This is a genomic window from Ornithinimicrobium pulveris, assembly GCF_050261105.1.
Classification (GTDB): domain Bacteria; phylum Actinomycetota; class Actinomycetes; order Actinomycetales; family Dermatophilaceae; genus Ornithinicoccus.
In genome coordinates this window covers 2,127,138-2,141,995 of the sequence record NZ_CP189837.1, presented here as the reverse complement: position 1 = coordinate 2,141,995, position 14,858 = coordinate 2,127,138, and the positions used below count along the sequence as shown (strand labels likewise).

At 69.7% G+C, this 14,858-nt stretch carries 14 protein-coding genes and 3 pseudogenes; 5 read left to right on the top strand and 12 right to left on the bottom strand.

From position 1 onward, the window contains the following. Window positions 1–36: 36 nt before the first annotated feature. Window positions 37–165, top strand: a pseudogene (locus ACQBAT_RS09960) (alpha-hydroxy-acid oxidizing protein); the annotation flags it as partial. A 78-nt stretch (window positions 166–243) separates the two neighbouring features. Here ACQBAT_RS09960 and ACQBAT_RS09955 read toward each other — a convergent pair. From ACQBAT_RS09955 to arsD, 8 genes and pseudogenes are all read right to left on the bottom strand, one after another. Further along, window positions 244–843 (bottom strand): HAD-IA family hydrolase, encoded by a 600-nt coding sequence (locus ACQBAT_RS09955; RefSeq protein WP_420746480.1) that lies wholly within the window; start codon window positions 841–843, stop codon window positions 244–246. Window positions 844–920: 77 nt separating this feature from the next. After that, window positions 921–1,823 (bottom strand): A/G-specific adenine glycosylase, encoded by a 903-nt coding sequence (locus ACQBAT_RS09950; RefSeq protein ID WP_420746479.1) that lies wholly within the window; start codon window positions 1,821–1,823, stop codon window positions 921–923. Next, window positions 1,820–2,311 carry a DUF6553 family protein gene (locus tag ACQBAT_RS09945; protein ID WP_420746478.1) on the bottom strand — a complete coding sequence of 164 codons (492 nt, stop codon included), beginning with the start codon at window positions 2,309–2,311 and terminating at the stop codon, window positions 1,820–1,822. The genes ACQBAT_RS09950 and ACQBAT_RS09945 overlap by 4 nt, the downstream gene beginning before the upstream one ends. Before the next feature lie 329 nt (window positions 2,312–2,640). After that, a pseudogene (locus ACQBAT_RS09940) lies at window positions 2,641–2,991 on the bottom strand (low molecular weight phosphatase family protein); the annotation flags it as partial. A gap of 87 nt (window positions 2,992–3,078) precedes the next feature. Beyond that, window positions 3,079–3,483 (bottom strand): annotated as a pseudogene (locus ACQBAT_RS09935) (arsenate reductase ArsC); the annotation flags it as partial. A gap of 11 nt (window positions 3,484–3,494) precedes the next feature. Next, window positions 3,495–4,112 (bottom strand): three-helix bundle dimerization domain-containing protein, encoded by a 618-nt coding sequence (locus tag ACQBAT_RS09930; RefSeq protein WP_420746477.1) that lies wholly within the window; start codon window positions 4,110–4,112, stop codon window positions 3,495–3,497. 17 nt (window positions 4,113–4,129) lie between these two features. Next, window positions 4,130–5,887, bottom strand: a complete 1,758-nt coding sequence (gene arsA / locus ACQBAT_RS09925) for an arsenical pump-driving ATPase (RefSeq protein ID WP_420746476.1) — start codon at window positions 5,885–5,887, stop codon at window positions 4,130–4,132. Next, a complete protein-coding gene (gene arsD, locus ACQBAT_RS09920; RefSeq protein WP_420746475.1) occupies window positions 5,887–6,321 on the bottom strand; it encodes an arsenite efflux transporter metallochaperone ArsD in 435 nt (144 codons plus the stop codon). The genes arsA and arsD overlap by 1 nt, the downstream gene beginning before the upstream one ends. 82 nt (window positions 6,322–6,403) lie before the next feature. Here arsD and ACQBAT_RS09915 point away from each other — a divergent pair, with 82 nt between their 5' ends. Next, window positions 6,404–6,775: an ArsR/SmtB family transcription factor gene (locus ACQBAT_RS09915; protein ID WP_420746474.1), complete on the top strand. Its 372-nt coding sequence runs from the start codon at window positions 6,404–6,406 to the stop codon at window positions 6,773–6,775. A gap of 505 nt (window positions 6,776–7,280) precedes the next feature. On the opposite strand, the gene dnaB is transcribed toward ACQBAT_RS09915, so the two are convergent. Continuing rightward, a complete protein-coding gene (dnaB, locus tag ACQBAT_RS09910; protein ID WP_420746619.1) occupies window positions 7,281–8,396 on the bottom strand; it encodes a replicative DNA helicase in 1,116 nt (371 codons plus the stop codon). Here dnaB and ACQBAT_RS09905 point away from each other — a divergent pair. Continuing rightward, window positions 8,346–8,927, top strand: a complete 582-nt coding sequence (locus tag ACQBAT_RS09905; protein ID WP_420746473.1) for an alpha-hydroxy acid oxidase — start codon at window positions 8,346–8,348, stop codon at window positions 8,925–8,927. The genes dnaB and ACQBAT_RS09905 overlap by 51 nt on opposite strands. Here the strand turns inward: ACQBAT_RS09905 and ACQBAT_RS09900 are convergent. After that, entirely contained in the window at window positions 8,842–9,867 is a 1,026-nt protein-coding gene (locus ACQBAT_RS09900; protein ID WP_420746472.1) for a DMT family transporter, read from the bottom strand. The genes ACQBAT_RS09905 and ACQBAT_RS09900 overlap by 86 nt on opposite strands. Next, window positions 9,864–10,733, bottom strand: coding sequence for an alpha/beta hydrolase (locus ACQBAT_RS09895; RefSeq protein WP_420746471.1), 870 nt, complete (start codon window positions 10,731–10,733; stop codon window positions 9,864–9,866). The genes ACQBAT_RS09900 and ACQBAT_RS09895 overlap by 4 nt, the downstream gene beginning before the upstream one ends. Before the next feature lie 124 nt (window positions 10,734–10,857). Here ACQBAT_RS09895 and ACQBAT_RS09890 point away from each other — a divergent pair, with 124 nt between their 5' ends. Together ACQBAT_RS09890 and ACQBAT_RS09885 are read left to right on the top strand one after the other, a co-directional pair. Beyond that, window positions 10,858–12,684, top strand: a complete 1,827-nt coding sequence (locus tag ACQBAT_RS09890) for a proline--tRNA ligase (protein ID WP_420746470.1) — start codon at window positions 10,858–10,860, stop codon at window positions 12,682–12,684. A gap of 17 nt (window positions 12,685–12,701) precedes the next feature. Next, window positions 12,702–13,496 (top strand): sulfite exporter TauE/SafE family protein, encoded by a 795-nt coding sequence (locus ACQBAT_RS09885; RefSeq protein ID WP_420746469.1) that lies wholly within the window; start codon window positions 12,702–12,704, stop codon window positions 13,494–13,496. Between the two features lie 25 nt (window positions 13,497–13,521). Here the strand turns inward: ACQBAT_RS09885 and ACQBAT_RS09880 are convergent, their stop codons facing one another. Continuing rightward, on the bottom strand, window positions 13,522–14,850 hold the full coding sequence (locus ACQBAT_RS09880) for a CapA family protein (protein WP_420746468.1): 1,329 nt from the start codon (window positions 14,848–14,850) through the stop codon (window positions 13,522–13,524). Window positions 14,851–14,858: the final 8 nt, after the last annotated feature.

Sequence of the window (14,858 nt, the reverse complement as noted above, 5' to 3'; positions counted from 1 at the left end):
GCTTCGAGGCTCGCTTCGCTCGCACCTCAACCAGCGACCGCCGTGGCTGGTCGTCGGCTGCGGGATGTGCGCAACGGGCTCACCGTCCCACCCGCCCTGACGCCACGCACCCTGGCCGGGATGGCGCTGCACCCGCGGTGGTGGGCGAATGTGCTCACCAGCGATCGTCGCGGGGTTCGAGGCGGCCGGTGATGGTCTCGCCGGCCAGGTAGTCGGTCCCGTCGTCGCGGATGTCGGAGATGTTCACTGCAGCACGCCCAGCTCCTGCAGCCAGGTGCGCGTATCGGCGTCGTCCGCCCAGAGGTGGGCATGCCACCCGACGGCCAGTGCGCCGTCGACGTTGGGCTGGCGGTCGTCGATGAACGCGATCTGATCGGCGTCGAGCCCGAGCTCGTGCTGCACCTGGCGGAAGCAGGCAGGTTCAGGCTTGGAGACGCCCATGGGTGCGGAGATGAAGAGACGGTCGATGTCGGCGCGCCACGCGGAGTGCTCCGCTGCGGCGGCGATCGCGTGCGGCGCGTTGGACAAGACGGCGACGGTGCGGCCGGCCGCGCGGGTGTCGCGCAGGAGGGCGTGCGCCTCGGGGCGTACCTGGATCCACAGCTCGGAGTCGAGGCGTGCCATCTCGGCGATGTCGTCGTCCGTGGGGGTGAGCCCCAGCGTCCGCAGCAAGGGACCCCAGTACTCGGCGTCCGAGGCGCCGTCGTCGTAGGCGGGGCGATCGGCCCAGTAGTTGGCCTCGTAGTCGGCTGCGCTCACGCCGAGCCGGTCGGCGGCGTCGACGTAGAGGTTGGGGGGCGAGGCGAGGACCTGCCCGAGGTCGAACACAACTGCACGGATCATGTCTCGATCCTAGGCAACGGGTGTCTGGTTGGTCGCGGAGGCCGACATCCCGTGACTCCCGCGGGATCGGTCCGGGTTCAGGGAAGGGCGAGACCGCCGTCGACGCGTACTGCCAGCCCATCGCGCGCGAGGGATTCGGCGCAGGAGGCGAGTTGGTCCTGGTCGGGCCAGGCGACGTCGGCCAGGCTCACCGGACCCGACGACGCCCGCAGCGCCGCCATGATGCGACCGCGGCACTGGCGATCGGTGCCCTCCCAGGGTTGGGCGGTGCGCTCGGGTCCTGACCAGGCCGGGTAGCCACCGGCGCGCCAGGCGCAACCATCGGCGATGGGGCACTGATCGCAGCGGGGATTCTTGGCGGTGCACACCAGTGCCCCCAGCTCCATGGCTGACGCCGACCACAACGCCGCCTCAGCGTCGTCCTCGGGGACGAACTGCCAGGCCCGCGTCCGCTCCGCCGCGGTCTCGTGGCGGTGTGGGAACTCGACCCCGCCGTCGGCGCGTGCCAGCACTCGGCGGACGTTGGTGTCGAGCACCAGCGAGCGGCGCCCGTAGGCGAACGCGACGACGGCGGCAGCTGTGTAGCGACCGACGCCGGGGAGCGCCAGCAGCCCCGCCTCGTCCTTCGGGAGGCCGCCGAGCTGGTCCACCGCGCGTGCCGTCTCCTGCAGGCGGAGCGCACGCCGTGGGTAGCCGAGCCGACCCCAGGCACGCAACACATCCGCGGTGGCGGCATCGGCCAGGGCGGCGGCCGTGGGCCAGCGCTCCATCCATTCCTCCCACAGCGGCGCTACCCTCGGCGCCGGCGTCTGCTGGCACATCACTTCGCTGACGAGCACTCCCCAGGGAGTCGTCTCCGCGCGGCGCCACGGGAGATCGCGGGCGTTGGCGGCGAACCAAGTGGCCACGGGCGCGAACAGGCCATCGACGGCGACATCGGCCTCCGCGTGGGGTTGGCTCTCGGCGGTACGAGCGGTCACGTGAGCAGATGCCCGTAGCGAGCGCCCGTCTGCCCGAGGGCTGCTCGCAGCGCCTCCTCCGAGCCTGGGCCCAGCGCGTCTCTGTACCCACCGACCAGCGCGCCCGGCAGCAGCTCGGCCCCGGACGGCTCCTGGCCGACGCCCAGCGCTGACAGCGCCCGGGCGGTCTCGTTGGCGATCTTGGCGCGGACGTCGTCGTCGGCGAGGCGCTTCATGCCGAACATGGTGGAGGTGTACTGGGGATCGGTCAGGCAGCTGGCCACATAGATGCGGGCTGCGTCTCGGAGTTCGACGGCGAAGGCGCCCGGGCCCGCGCTGTCGAGCGCAGCGGCCACGTCACCGCGGAAGAAGTGCTTGACCACCCGCCTGGCATCGGATCCTTGGCGCCCCGCGACCATCACCTCGACCCACAGGCCGACGAAGCGGTCGCCGTCGTCATTCTTGCCGTGGCGGGCCAGCCGGAGGGCCGGGTGCGGAGATTCGCTCATGGGCTTCAACTTACCTGGCGAGCGCTGCTGGCAGATCCCTGAGCAGTGACGAGCGCTTCGCGCGAGGAGCGTCCGACGAATCGGTCCCTGAGCAGTGACGAGCGCTTTGCGCGAGGAGCGTCCGTCGAATCGGTCCCTGAGCAGTGACGAGCGCTTTGCGCGAGGAGCGTCCGTCGAATCGGTCCCTGAGCAGTGACGAGCGCTTCGCGCGAGGAACGTCCGTCGAAGGGTAGCGGCCTTGTGACCTGCCGCCGCCCCCGACCGGCAGGGCGGTGACCACAGTCGCGGGCGTTAACCCTTCGACAAGCTCAGGGCACAGGTCGACAAGCTCAGCGAACCAGGTTCGGTGACTGGAGGTCGTCGAGGAGTGCCTTCACCCGGGCGGCGATGTCGTCTCGGACCAGGCGCATACGCTCCTCGCCCTCGATGCCGTCCTTGCTGGGCTCGACCGTGTCCCAGACCTCGATGGTGCCGCGCATCCCCTCGACCGGCTGGACGTCAGCCTCGGTGCCGATGACGACCACGCGATCCGCCCGACGCAGGACGTCGGGGTCGACGGGCTTGGGGCTTTCGCCGTCGAAGGTCGCGCCGAGCTCCTCGACCGAGCGCGCAGATTCCTCGTTGAGCTTCGACCCCGGGTGAGTGCCGGCCGAGTGGACCTCGACGGCGTCGCCGCCGAACCGGCGGGCCAACGCGGCGGCCATCTGGGACTTACCGCCGTTCTTCACGCACACGAAGAGCAGCGTGGGCTTAGGTGTCGGGAGTTCGACGGGCTCGACCCCCAGCTCCCCCAGGAGGGTCAGCACGCGGCGCTTGATCTCGTCGCGGATCGGCCGCACCGATGCCACTCCCTGCCCGGCCGGGTCCTCGAGGGTCCAGTCCAGGTACCGCTTGCCGGGGTAGTAGGGGCAGGTGTCGCCGCATCCCATGGTGATGACGACGTCGGACGCGACGACCGCCTCGTCAGTGAGGATCTTCGGGGTCTCCGCGGAGATGTCGATGCCCTCCTCGAGTAGGGCGTCGCGGACGGCCGGGTTGATGGAGTCAGCCGGCGCCGATCCTGCAGAGCGCACCTCCACTGCGCCGCCCGACAGGTGGTGCGTGTAGGCCGCGCCCATCTGTGAGCGGCCGGCGTTGTGGACGCAGACGAAGAGTACGGAAGGTCGGGTCATGGCGGGGCCTCTCAGTTCAGGATTTCGCGGAGGAGGGTGGTCACCCTGGCTTGGATATCGTCGCGGATCTCGCGCACGACGTCGAGGGGTTGTCCGGCTGGGTCCCGGACCTCCCAGTCCTCGTAGCGCTTGCCGGGGAAGATCGGGCACGCGTCGCCGCAGCCCATCGTCACGATGACGTCGGCCGCGTGGACCATGTCGTTCGACAGCGGCTTGGGGTAGGCAGTGTTGAGGGCGATGCCCCGTTCGCGCAGTGCCTCGACGACGACCGGGTTGATCTCGTCCACCGGCATCGAGCCGGCCGAGCGCACGTGGACGCGCCTGGCCGACAGATGTTCGGCCAGAGCCGCCGCCATCTGTGAGCGGCCCGCGTTGTGCACGCAGACGAAGAGCAGCTCGGGCACGTGCTTGACCACTCGGCCCTCGGCCTGGGCCCGCGCCATCAGTTGCTCGCGGGCGCGGCGCGCCACCAGCACGGGCAGGAAGTTCTGGACCGTTGCCCGGGAGCTCAGCAGCTCCCACGCCTCGTTGAAGGCGGATTCGATCTCGGCGTCGCCGAAGACGTCGCCGTAGGCGTAGGCGAGGTCTTCGATGAGCTGACGCTGGACGCTGTTGCGGTCGATGGCCATGAGGCAGGGCTTCCTGGTCAGAGGGTGGCGGGCTCGGGGATGAGCGTGTGGAGGCCTCGCGAGCCGGTGGGCTCGTCAGGCAGGAGTGGGACGACGGCGACCCTGGCCGCCAGCCTGGACACCTCGGTGAGGTGGGGAGCCTCGGCCGCAGCTCTGGCCGAGAGCAGCGGCGACGACGTGCGGGCGGCCGCGATGGACTGATTGACCACCCAGGCATACGGCTCGATGCTCGCCCGCCGCAGTTCAGACTGAAGGTCCGCGGCCTCCTGCACCGGCGTCGCCTCGGGCAGGGTGACGATGACGATCCTGGTCAGCGCCGGATCCTGCAGGCGCATGAGCGGGGTCACGGGCCGCTGACCGGGGCCCATGCCCCGCACGATGTCGCGGTGGTAGGAACCGGTCGCGTCCATCAGCAGCAGAGTGTGCCCGGTGGGCGCGGTATCAACGACCACGAACTGTCTGCGCGCCTGGCTGACCAGGTGTGAGAACTCGCCGAAGACGGCCACCTCCTCGGTGCACGGGCTCATCAGGTCTTCGGCCAACTGTGCGCGCCCGGCGTCGTCGAGTCGTGCGCCCTTGGTCCGCATGACCTTGTCTCGGTAGGCCTGAATGGCGGCCTGCGGGTCGATGCGGGAGACGCTGAGGTGCTCGTCGGAGGCGCCTGCGAGCACGTCGTCGAGGTGTGCTGCCGGGTCGGTGGTGGACAGATGGACGGTCTTCCCGCGCTCCGCCAAGGCCAGCGCGACAGCGGCCGCCACGGTCGACTTCCCGACGCCGCCCTTGCCCATGCACATGATGAGGCCGTGGTCCTGCGCAGCCAGTTCGTCGATCAGTTCGGCCAGGCCGTTCGCCTCGACGGCGGTCGTGTCCCCGGTGGGTCTGACTGGCTGCGGGTGGGGATTGAGCAGTTCCCGAAGGCTGTCCACGCCGACGACGGCGTTGGGCCGCAAAGCCACCTCGGTGCGCGTGAGGCGCCCGAGGGAAGGGGGAAGTTGGCTGAGTGCCCGCTGTTCGCGCGCGTGGACCGCCGTGGCCAGGGGATCGTCGCCGGGGTCGCTAAGGAGGGCGTTGACCACCAGGTGTTGTTCGGTGATGCCCACGTGGGCCAGCTCGTCGGCGGTGCGTCCAGCCTCAACGAGGGTGGACGGCTGGGCGCGGGTCACGAGCACCAGCCGGGTCAGGGAGGGGTCCGAGAGGCGCGCCAGCGCCGAGGCGTAGGTGGCGCGGGTCTTGTCCAGGCCGGCCATGGGGCCGAGGCAGGAGGCGTCACCCTTGCCGTCGTCGAGGAAGCTCGTCCATTCGCCGGGCAGCTGGAGCAGGCGGATCGTGTGCCCCGTGGGGGCGGTGTCGAACACGATGTGCTCGTAGCCCTCGATGCGTGAATCATCGGCCAGGAGGCCGGTGAACTCGTTGAACGACGCCACTTCGGTGGTGCAGGAACCGGACAGCTGCTCGGTGATCGATGCGATCTCGGCTTCCGGGAGGAGGTTCCTCACGGGTCCGATGATGCGCTCGCGGTAGTCGTCGGCCGCCTGTTGGGGGTCGATCTCGATGGCGTCCAGGCCGGGGACCGCGCGGATCGCCGTGATGCGGTTGCCGATGGGCTGGCCGAAGACTTGGGCGACGTTGGACGCAGGATCGGTGGAGACGAGCAACACCCGGCGTCCCTCGTCGGCGAGGTGCGTCGCGGAGGCGCAGGCGAGCGACGTCTTGCCGACGCCACCCTTGCCGGTGAAGAAGAGGAAGCGGGGGAGGTCCCGGAGGAAGGAATACATCAGCAGCATCCCGTCTGCGACCCGGCGGGCTCGGGGGATCCGCTGCAGCAGCTGGCCGCCGTCTCTGGGATGTCGTCGGGGATGGACCCGCAGCAGCCTCCGGCGCTGGCCAGGCCCAGGTCGCCCAGCTCGGGGCGCCCGGCGTAGCGGAGCAGCTCCGCGCGGCTGGGGTAGCGGCCGGTAGCGACGGTCACGTCGTCGACGAGCACCAGGGGAAGGCCGGGAGAGCCCGCGACCTGGAGAAAGTTCACGACCACCGGGTTGGTTGCGAAGGCGGTGGGGTCATTGGCGAGGTTATGCCGGGTGATGTCGACGCCGGCGCTGCGCAGGTGGTCCAGGTCGGCGGTGAAGCGCACGAGGCTCTCGTCCAACTCGGGGCCGCACACGCCGGTGTTGCAGCAGAGGGCCGGTTCGAAGACGCGGATTGCGGGCATGGAGCCTCCATATCGAGAAGTGTCGATGGACAGTCAACCCAGCGTATCGATGAATGTCAATGCGTCGGGTACCCTGTTCACCATGAGTTCAGCCGCCGGTCACCTGAGTGACGTGGACGACTGCTGCGCGGGAGCGGGCTGCGACCTGCTTGCGGCTCAGGAGGCGGACGCGCTGGCGTCGACCTTCAAGGCGCTCGCCGACCCGACGAGGGTGCGGTTGTTGCGGTATCTGGCGGAGTCCGCGGCTGGCACAGCCTGTGCATGCCACCTGCCGGATGCGCTCGGGATCAGCCAGCCGACGCTGTCCTTCCACATGAACAAGCTTCACGACGCCGGGCTCGTGGCCCGCGAGAAGCGTGGCCGGTGGGTCCACTGGACCGTCCGCCCGGAGTCCCTCGCCGCAGTGCGGGGTTTCCTTGACCTCCCGCTCGGCGACCAGAAGTGCTGCTCCTAGCCGTTACCTGTCTCCGAGAGCCCAGCTCCACCGGATCAGGCCGCTCGGGAAGCCCTTGTGGGGCGTCCGGGCTGCGACTGCACTCGTAGCGGCGACCGCGCGGTCGCCGGCCGCCGGGTCCGACCGCCAACCAACAGAACCAAACGCCAAGAGGGAAGCGCCGACGCCAACGGGTGGACAGAAACGCCAACGGTTATCTAGAAACGCCAACGGGTAGACAGCGACGCCAACGGTGAATTGGCAACGCCAACAGACAAGGCCAACCGCCGATAAGACTCAGCGACGCCCGCGAGATCTCGCGGGCGTCGCTGAGTCCTGCGGGCGTCTCGCGATATCCGTTGGCGTTGGCCGCTGTCCGTTGGCGTTGGGGGCCGTCGGTTGGCGTTTGAGGTCGTCGGCTGGCGTTGGGGGCAGTCGGTTGGCGGCCCGTGGTGCCGCGTCGTCGACGTCGGTGCACCCATCCCGGGCGCGCTCCTCGGCCACCCCAGGGAGACCCGGGAGCGCGCTACATCGGGGCGTTGGTGAAGCGGCTGTAGTGGCCCTGGAAGAGGGCGTCGATGCGGCCGGTCTCGCCGTTGCGGTGTTTGGGGATGTGGAACGTGGCGAGGCCGCGCTCCTCGTCGGTGGGGTTCTGCGTGTACATCTCGGGGCGGTGCAGCATCAAGACGATGTCGGCGTCCTGCTCCAGCGAGCCTGACTCACGGAGGTCGGAGAGCTGGGGGATGCCGTCCTTGCGCTGCTCGGTGTTACGCGAGAGCTGCGACAACGCGATGACCGGGATCTCAAGCTCTTTGGCCAACAGCTTGATCTGGCGGGAGAACTCGGAGACCTCGAGCTGACGCGACTCCACCTTCTTGCCAGAGCTCATCAGCTGGATGTAGTCGATCGCCAGCAGCTGCAGGTCGTGACGCTGCTTGAGGCGGCGTGCCTTCGCGCGGATCTCCATCATCGTCAGGTTGGGGGAGTCGTCGATGAAGAAGTTCTTCTCGCCCAGGATCGCCGACTTATCGGTGACGCGCTGCCAGTCGCTCTCGTCCATCTTGCCGCCGCGGATCCGGCCGAGCGGTACTGAGGCCTCCGCCGAGAGGATCTTCATCACGATCTCGGTGCGGCTCATCTCGAGCGAGAAGAACGCCGTCGTCAGGTTGTGGTGGATCGCCGCGCTGCGGCACACGTCCAGCGCGAACGTGGACTTGCCGACGCCGGGGCGGGCGGCGACGATGACCATCTGGCCTGGGTGCAGGCCGTTGGTGATGCGGTCAAGTTCGGTGAAACCCGTAGGTACGCCCGACAGTGCATCGCCGGACGAGGCGATGGCCTCCATCTCGTCGAACGTGGGCTCGATCAGCTCCCGCAGAGACTTGTAGTCCTCAGCCGCGTTTCGGTCCGTGACCTCGAAGAGCGTCTGCTGGGCCTCGTCGACGATCTTGTCGACCTCGCCCTGGCCGGAGTAGCCGAGCTGGGCGATGCGGATGGAGGCGTTGACCAGCCGCCGCAGGATCGCCTTGTCTCGCACCAACTCGGCGTAGTAGATCGCGTTGGCCGCGATCGAGACGCTGGAGAGCAGGTCGTGGAGGTAGACGGCGCCCCCGACCTTGCCGAGCTGCCCCGACTTCCCCAGTTCTCCGGCGACGGTGATGGGATCGGCAGGCTCGCCCTGGTGGACCGGATGTTCGACCCCTCGCTCACCTATGACGACCTCGCCTGGCTTCGGCAGGAGTGGCCGGGGCGGATGGTGGTCAAGGGCGTGCAGCACCCCGCCGACGCGCACGCGCTGGTGGAGCTGGGGATCGACGGAATCGTGGTCTCCAACCACGGTGGGCGTCAGTTGGACAAGGCGGTGCCGCCGCTGGAGCTGCTGCCGGAGATCACCGAGGTCGTCCGCGGGCGGGTGCCGATCCTGATGGACACCGGGGTGCTCAGCGGGGCGGATGTCGTGGCTGCGGTGGCCCTGGGCGCCGACGCTGTGCTGGTGGGGCGGGCCTACCTCTACGGTCTGATGGCTGGTGGCGAGGCCGGGGTGGATCGGGCCCTGGAGATCCTGACCACCGAGGTGCACCGCACGCTCAGGCTGCTGGGTGTGACGCGCCTCGCCGATCTGGGTCCGGAGCAGGTGCAGCTGGCTCGTCGTGGGACCCGCGCAGCGAGATGAGGATGCCGGCCATCATCAGGCTGGCCCCCAGCACCATCCGCGCCGTCATCGTCTCGCCCAAGATCAGCACGCCGCCGAGCGCGCCGAAGACGGCCTCGAGGGAGAGCAGCAGAGCGGCATGTGAGGGCTTCGCGTGCCGTTGCGCCACCACCTGCAGGGTGTAGGCGACGCCGACAGCGACCACGCCGCTGTAGAGGATGGCCGCCAAGGCCGGCCCCATGCCGCCGAAGGGGTCACTCTCGAAGAGCAGCGCGGCGCCGGTGGACAGCACGGCGCACGAGGCGAACTGCACGGCGGACAGCTGCAGGGCATCCACGGTGCGGATGTAGTGGTCGATGACCAGGATGTGCACCGCCCAGAAGAAGGCACCGACGAGCACCAGCACATCACCGGTGGCGATCGTGAAGCGGCCGGTGACGCTGAGCAACCACAGGCCGGGAAGCGCCAGCGCGATGCCGACCCACACCGCTGGGGCGATGCGTTGGCCGATCAGGGTCCCCAGCAGCGGCACCATCAGCATGTAGAGACCCGTGATGAAGGCGGCCTTGCCAGCGGTGGTGTCAGCGATCCCGACCTGCTGCAGGCCGGCAGCGGTGAAGAGCACCAACCCGACGACCAGACCCGGCAGCCAGGCGGAGCGGCTCGGGTGCGCGGGTGGTCGGGGGATCTCGCCCACCGGTGGCTCGGGATAGGCCGCCAACGCGGCCTGTCGCCGACGGCGCCTCGAGAACCACCAGATGAGCGGCAGTAGGCTCACCGCCCCGATCGCGAAGCGGACCGCGTTGAAGCTCATGGCGCCCATGTGGTCGGCGCCCAGGCGCTGGGCCACGAAGCCCATGCCCCAGATGAAGGCGGTGAGGGCGAGAAGCAGGTTGGCCCGGGTGCGCAGGCCGGGGCCGCGGGCGGTGGTGTCCGGGCTGCTCGAGCGCGGCCGTCTCACTCCTGGTCCTCGGAGGGGAGGGCGTAGGGCGGGGGAGGTGCGGCATACCCACGGAGCAGCCAGGCCGCGGCCGCGGGGAAGCGGTCCGCCCATGCCGTCTCAAAGTGGTGGGCGAGGTGGTCGTAGACGTAGTGGACGGGAACCTGGGCTGCGCGCAGGGAGCGGAGGAGGCGCTCAGCGTCCTCGACGTAGGCGCGCTCGATCTCCGGCTGGTCCGGCTGCTCGTGCCCGCCGGTGTCCAGGTAGACCCGGCCGGTGGCGCGCCCCTGGGCCACCGCGGACTCCAGGTCCAGCAGCGCCTGCTCGCCCGGCCACCAGAAGGCGGGGGAGAACAGGCCCGCGCCGCCGAAGACGTCCTGGTGCTCGAGCCACAGGTGGGCGCTGATCACCCCGCCGAGCGAGCTGCCGGCGACGATGGTGTGGTCCGGCTCAGGTCGCGTGCGCAGCGCGCCGTCGATCGCGGGCTTGAGGTGGGTCACCAGGAACTGGGCGTAGTCGTTCGCCCGACCGCCGCCGAGGCGGGGGTGGGGGTACTGCGTGTACTCCTCACCACGCTGGTCCGGGTGGCAGGGGATGCCGATCACGATGGCCGGCAGCCCTTGTGCTGCAAGGCTTGTCATCGTCTCGCCGACCCGCCACGTCGCTCCTCCGAACGACCGCTCGGGCAGGAAGAGGTTGTGTCCGTCGTGCAGATAGAGCACCGGGTAACGCTCGCCCGCGCGCTCTGGCTCGTCGTAGCCGGGAGGGAGCCAGGCGTAGATCTCCGCGCGCCGCCCCAGGCCGGGCAACTCCACATCGGTCCACGAGCGCAGGTCCCCCATTCCCGGGGGAGCCGGCACAGGCTGAAGGTCGCGGACGTCGAGCATGCGCACACCCTAAGGCTGCTCCAGCGGGGATCCGATTCGGAAATGACGTCGTGGCGGCGGTGGGGTGGCCGGTACGCTCGTCCGGTCAGCACGACATCACCCGCCCAGCAAGGAGTGCCCCCACGTGTCGCGGATCACGCGCCTGTCCAACCTGTTCCTGCGGACCCTGCGCGAGGACCCGGCCGACGCCGAGCTGCCCGGCCACAAGCTGCTGGTCCGCGCCGGCTACATCCGGCGGGCGGCCCCGGGCGTCTACACCTGGCTGCCGCTGGGCCTGAAGGTGCTGCGCAAGGTCGAGGCGATCGTGCGCGAGGAGATGGACGCGATCGGTGGCCAGGAGCTGAGCTTCCCGGCGCTGCTGCCCAAGGAGCCCTACGACGCGACGAACCGCTGGACCGAGTACGGCCCCAACCTGTTCCGTCTCCAGGACCGCAAGGGCGTCGACATGCTGCTCGGCCCGACGCACGAGGAGATGTTCACGCTCGCGGTCAAGGACATGTTCAGCTCCTACAAGGAACTGCCCCTCACGCTCTACCAGATCCAGACGAAGTACCGCGACGAGGCGCGTCCGCGGGCCGGCCTGCTGCGCGGCCGGGAGTTCATCATGAAGGACTCCTACTCCTTCGACGTCGACGACGCCGGGCTGGAGGCCGCCTACCAGCGCCACCGCGAGGCCTACATCAGGATCTTCGACCGGCTCGGCTTCGACTACGTGGTGGTGTATGCCGACTCCGGCGCCATGGGCGGGTCGGCCAGCGAGGAGTTCCTGGCGGTCAGCCCGATCGGCGAGGACACCTTCGTGCGCTGCGAGGAGTCCGGGTATGCCGCGAACGTCGAGGCCGTGGTCGTGCCGCAGGCCGCGCCCATCGATGCCTCGGGCGTCCCGGCGGCGCACGTCGAGGACACCCCGGACAGTCCCACGATCGCGACTCTGGTCGACCAGGCCAACGCCCTGCACCCCCGCAGCGACGGCCGGTCCTGGACGGCCGCTGACACCCTGAAGAACGTCCTCGTCATGCTCACCTACCCCGACGGCAGCACCGAGCCGCTGGCCATCGGCCTGCCCGGTGACCGCGAGGTCGACGCCAAGCGGCTCGAGGCGCAGGTGGCGCCCGCCGAGTGGAGGCCCTTCGAGGACAAGGACTTCGCCGCCTACCCGATGCTGGCCAAGGGCTACATCGGGCCCAAGGTGCTGGGGGAGAACAACGCGGACTCCGGCGGTAGCGGCATCAGATACCTGCTCGACCCCTCCGTCGCCGAGGGTTCGGCCTGGGTCACCGGTGCCGACGAGCACGGCAAGCACGTCTTCGACCTCGTCCACGGCCGCGACTTCACCGCCGACGGCACCATCCAGGCCGGTGAGATCCGTGAGGGCGACCCCAGCCCGGACGGAGCGGGCACCCTGACGCTGGCGCGCGGCATCGAGATGGGCCACATCTTCCAGCTCGGTCGCAAGTACGCCGAGGCGCTCGACCTCAAGGTGCTGGACGAGAACGGCAAGCTGGTCACCGTGACCATGGGCTCCTACGGCGTGGGCGTCTCCCGCGCGGTCGCCGCCGTCGCCGAAGCAACCCACGACGAGATCGGGCTGTGCTGGCCGCGCAACCTGGCCCCCTATGACGTGCACGTGGTCGCCACCGGCAAGGACGAGGCCGTCTTCGCGCACGCCGAGTCGCTCTCGGCCGAGCTGGTGCAGGCCGGCCTGGAGGTCGTCTACGACGACCGGCCCAAGGTCAGCCCGGGCGTGAAGTTCAAGGACGCCGAGTTGCTCGGGGTGCCCACCATCGTCGTGGTCGGCAAGGGCCTGGCCGATGGGGTGCTGGAGATCAAGGACCGCCGCACCGGCGAGCGCCGCGAGGTCCCCGTCGCCGACGCGGTGAACGAGGTGCTCGCCGACGTGCGTTCCGAGGCGCACGCCGCTGGGGCGAACACCCAGCACTCCGGCGACTGACGGCATACGGGCCCGCAGTGGAGAACCTCGACGCGAGCGTCCTGCTGTTCCTGGCGCTCGCGGGGTTCGCCGCCGGCTTCGTCGACGCGGTCGTCGGAGGGGGCGGGCTGATCCAGCTGCCCGCTCTCCTCATCGGCCTGCCCGGGGCGACCCCCGTCCAGCTGCTCGCGACCAACAAGCTCGGCTCGATCTGCGGGACCACGGTGAGTTCGATCACCTACTTCCGCCGGATCCGGCCGGACCTGCGCACCGCCTTCCCCCTGGCCGTCGCGGCCTTCGTGGGCAGCCTGGTCGGGGCGAGCCTGGCCTTCCTGTTCACCAAGGAGATGTTCAACCCGATCATCCTCGTGGTCCTGGTGGTGGTCGGCGCGTACACGCTCGCCAAGCCCTCGATGGGGCAGCTGCAGCAGTTGCGCTTCGGTTCGCGGCACCCGCGCCGCCACCTCGCCGTCGCCATCGGGATCGGGCTGCTGATCGGTGCCTATGACGGCGCCCTGGGGCCGGGGACCGGGTCGTTCTTCGTCTTCGCCCTGGTGAGCGCGCTCGGCTATGGCTTCCTCGATGCCAGCGCCAAGGCCAAGATCGCCAACCTCGCCACCAATCTCGCGGCGCTCGTGATCTTCGTGCCAGCCGGAGCGGTGCTGTGGAAGGTCGGGCTGCTGATGGGCGCGGGTAACATTCTGGGGGGCTACCTCGGCGCGCGGGTCGCCGTGGCGCGGGGGAGCGGCTTCGTCCGAATCTTCTTCGTCGTCGTGCTGGTGGCCTTCGTGCTGAAGATCGGCTGGGACACCTGGGTGCAGTTCTTCGGCTGAGCAGCTCTGTGGTGAGGCCAGCCGGTCAGGGGTGCACCGGCTCCGCGCCGCAGCCACCGAGCAGGTCGATCGTGCTCGTGGTGCGCTCCCAGGTCTCCGGGTAGTTCTCGGGGGAGACGAGGCGGATGATGTGGGGGCCGGTGGATCCGGCAGCCAGCGCCTGTGGGTCGATCTCGACGCGGGTCGGCTGGTAGGTCATCGAGCTGGTGATCTCGCCGTCCTCGTCACGCGTGAGCGTGAACTGGGCGATCATCCCCTCCTGCGTCTCCGGCAGCAGACCCGCGCTGGAGACCGGCCCTTGGTTGGACAGGAAGTTGCCCAGGCCGTAGATGACCTGCTTGCCGTCGATCTCCTCACACGGCTGGATCACGTGGGCGTGGGTGCCCAGGATCAGGTCCACGTCGCCGGAGGTGAGGAGGTCCTGCGCGATCTGACGCTGCTGCTCGGTCGGCTGCGCCTGGTACTCATTGCCCCAGTGCATGCTCACGACGACGAAGTCCGCACCCTCGGACCGGGCCTGCTCGGCCTGCTCCAGGATGCCGGCGCTGCCCAGGTTGGGCCAGGAATTCTCGATCAGCCACGGGGCCTCGCCGGGGATCGTGGTGGTCGGCTCGGCGGCGTTGGGATAGGTATAGGTGTAGGCGAGCTGGGCGATGCGGGCGACCCCGGTCTCGGTCGGCACCTCGTAGAACTCCGCCAGCCCGGCGCGGTCCTCATCGGCCGTCGGCCCGGCGTAGCCCATGCCGGCGTCGCGGATCACCTGCTCGGTGTTGCGCAAGCCCTGCATCCCCATGTCGAGGGTGTGGTTGGACGCGAAGTCGCAGCCGTCCACGCCGGCCTCGGCCAGAGCGTCAGCCATCTGGTATGGCGTGTTGAAGATCAGCACGTCCGGCACCGACAGGTTGGTGTTGTCCGGTGACAGCGGCGTCTCCATGTGGCACAGCGTGAGATCGGCCTCCTCGAGCAGGGGCTTGACGTCGGCGAACATCGGCCGGTAGTCGAACTCACCCTCCCCGCCACCAGCGTTGCGGTTGGCAGTCACGTTCACCCGCGAGTGGGCCAGGATGTCGCCGAAGGCGCTGATAGTCACCTCAAGGGGCTCGGCGCTGCCGTTCTGCCCGTCGTCACCACCGCCGTCGGTTCCGTCGCCCTCCGTGTCGCCGTCGCCCTGTTCGGCTCCCTCGCTGCCGCCCGGCGGTGGCACTGTCGCCGAGTCTGCGTCGGCACCCCCATCGGTCGACCCAGTCTGGCCGGCGGGCGAGGAGTCCTGCTCGTCCGGGCCATCGCCGGAGCACCCGGTCAGCACGAGGAGGGAACAGGTCGCGGCGAGGGCGAGGGCACGGTGTTGTCTCACGCTGTTCA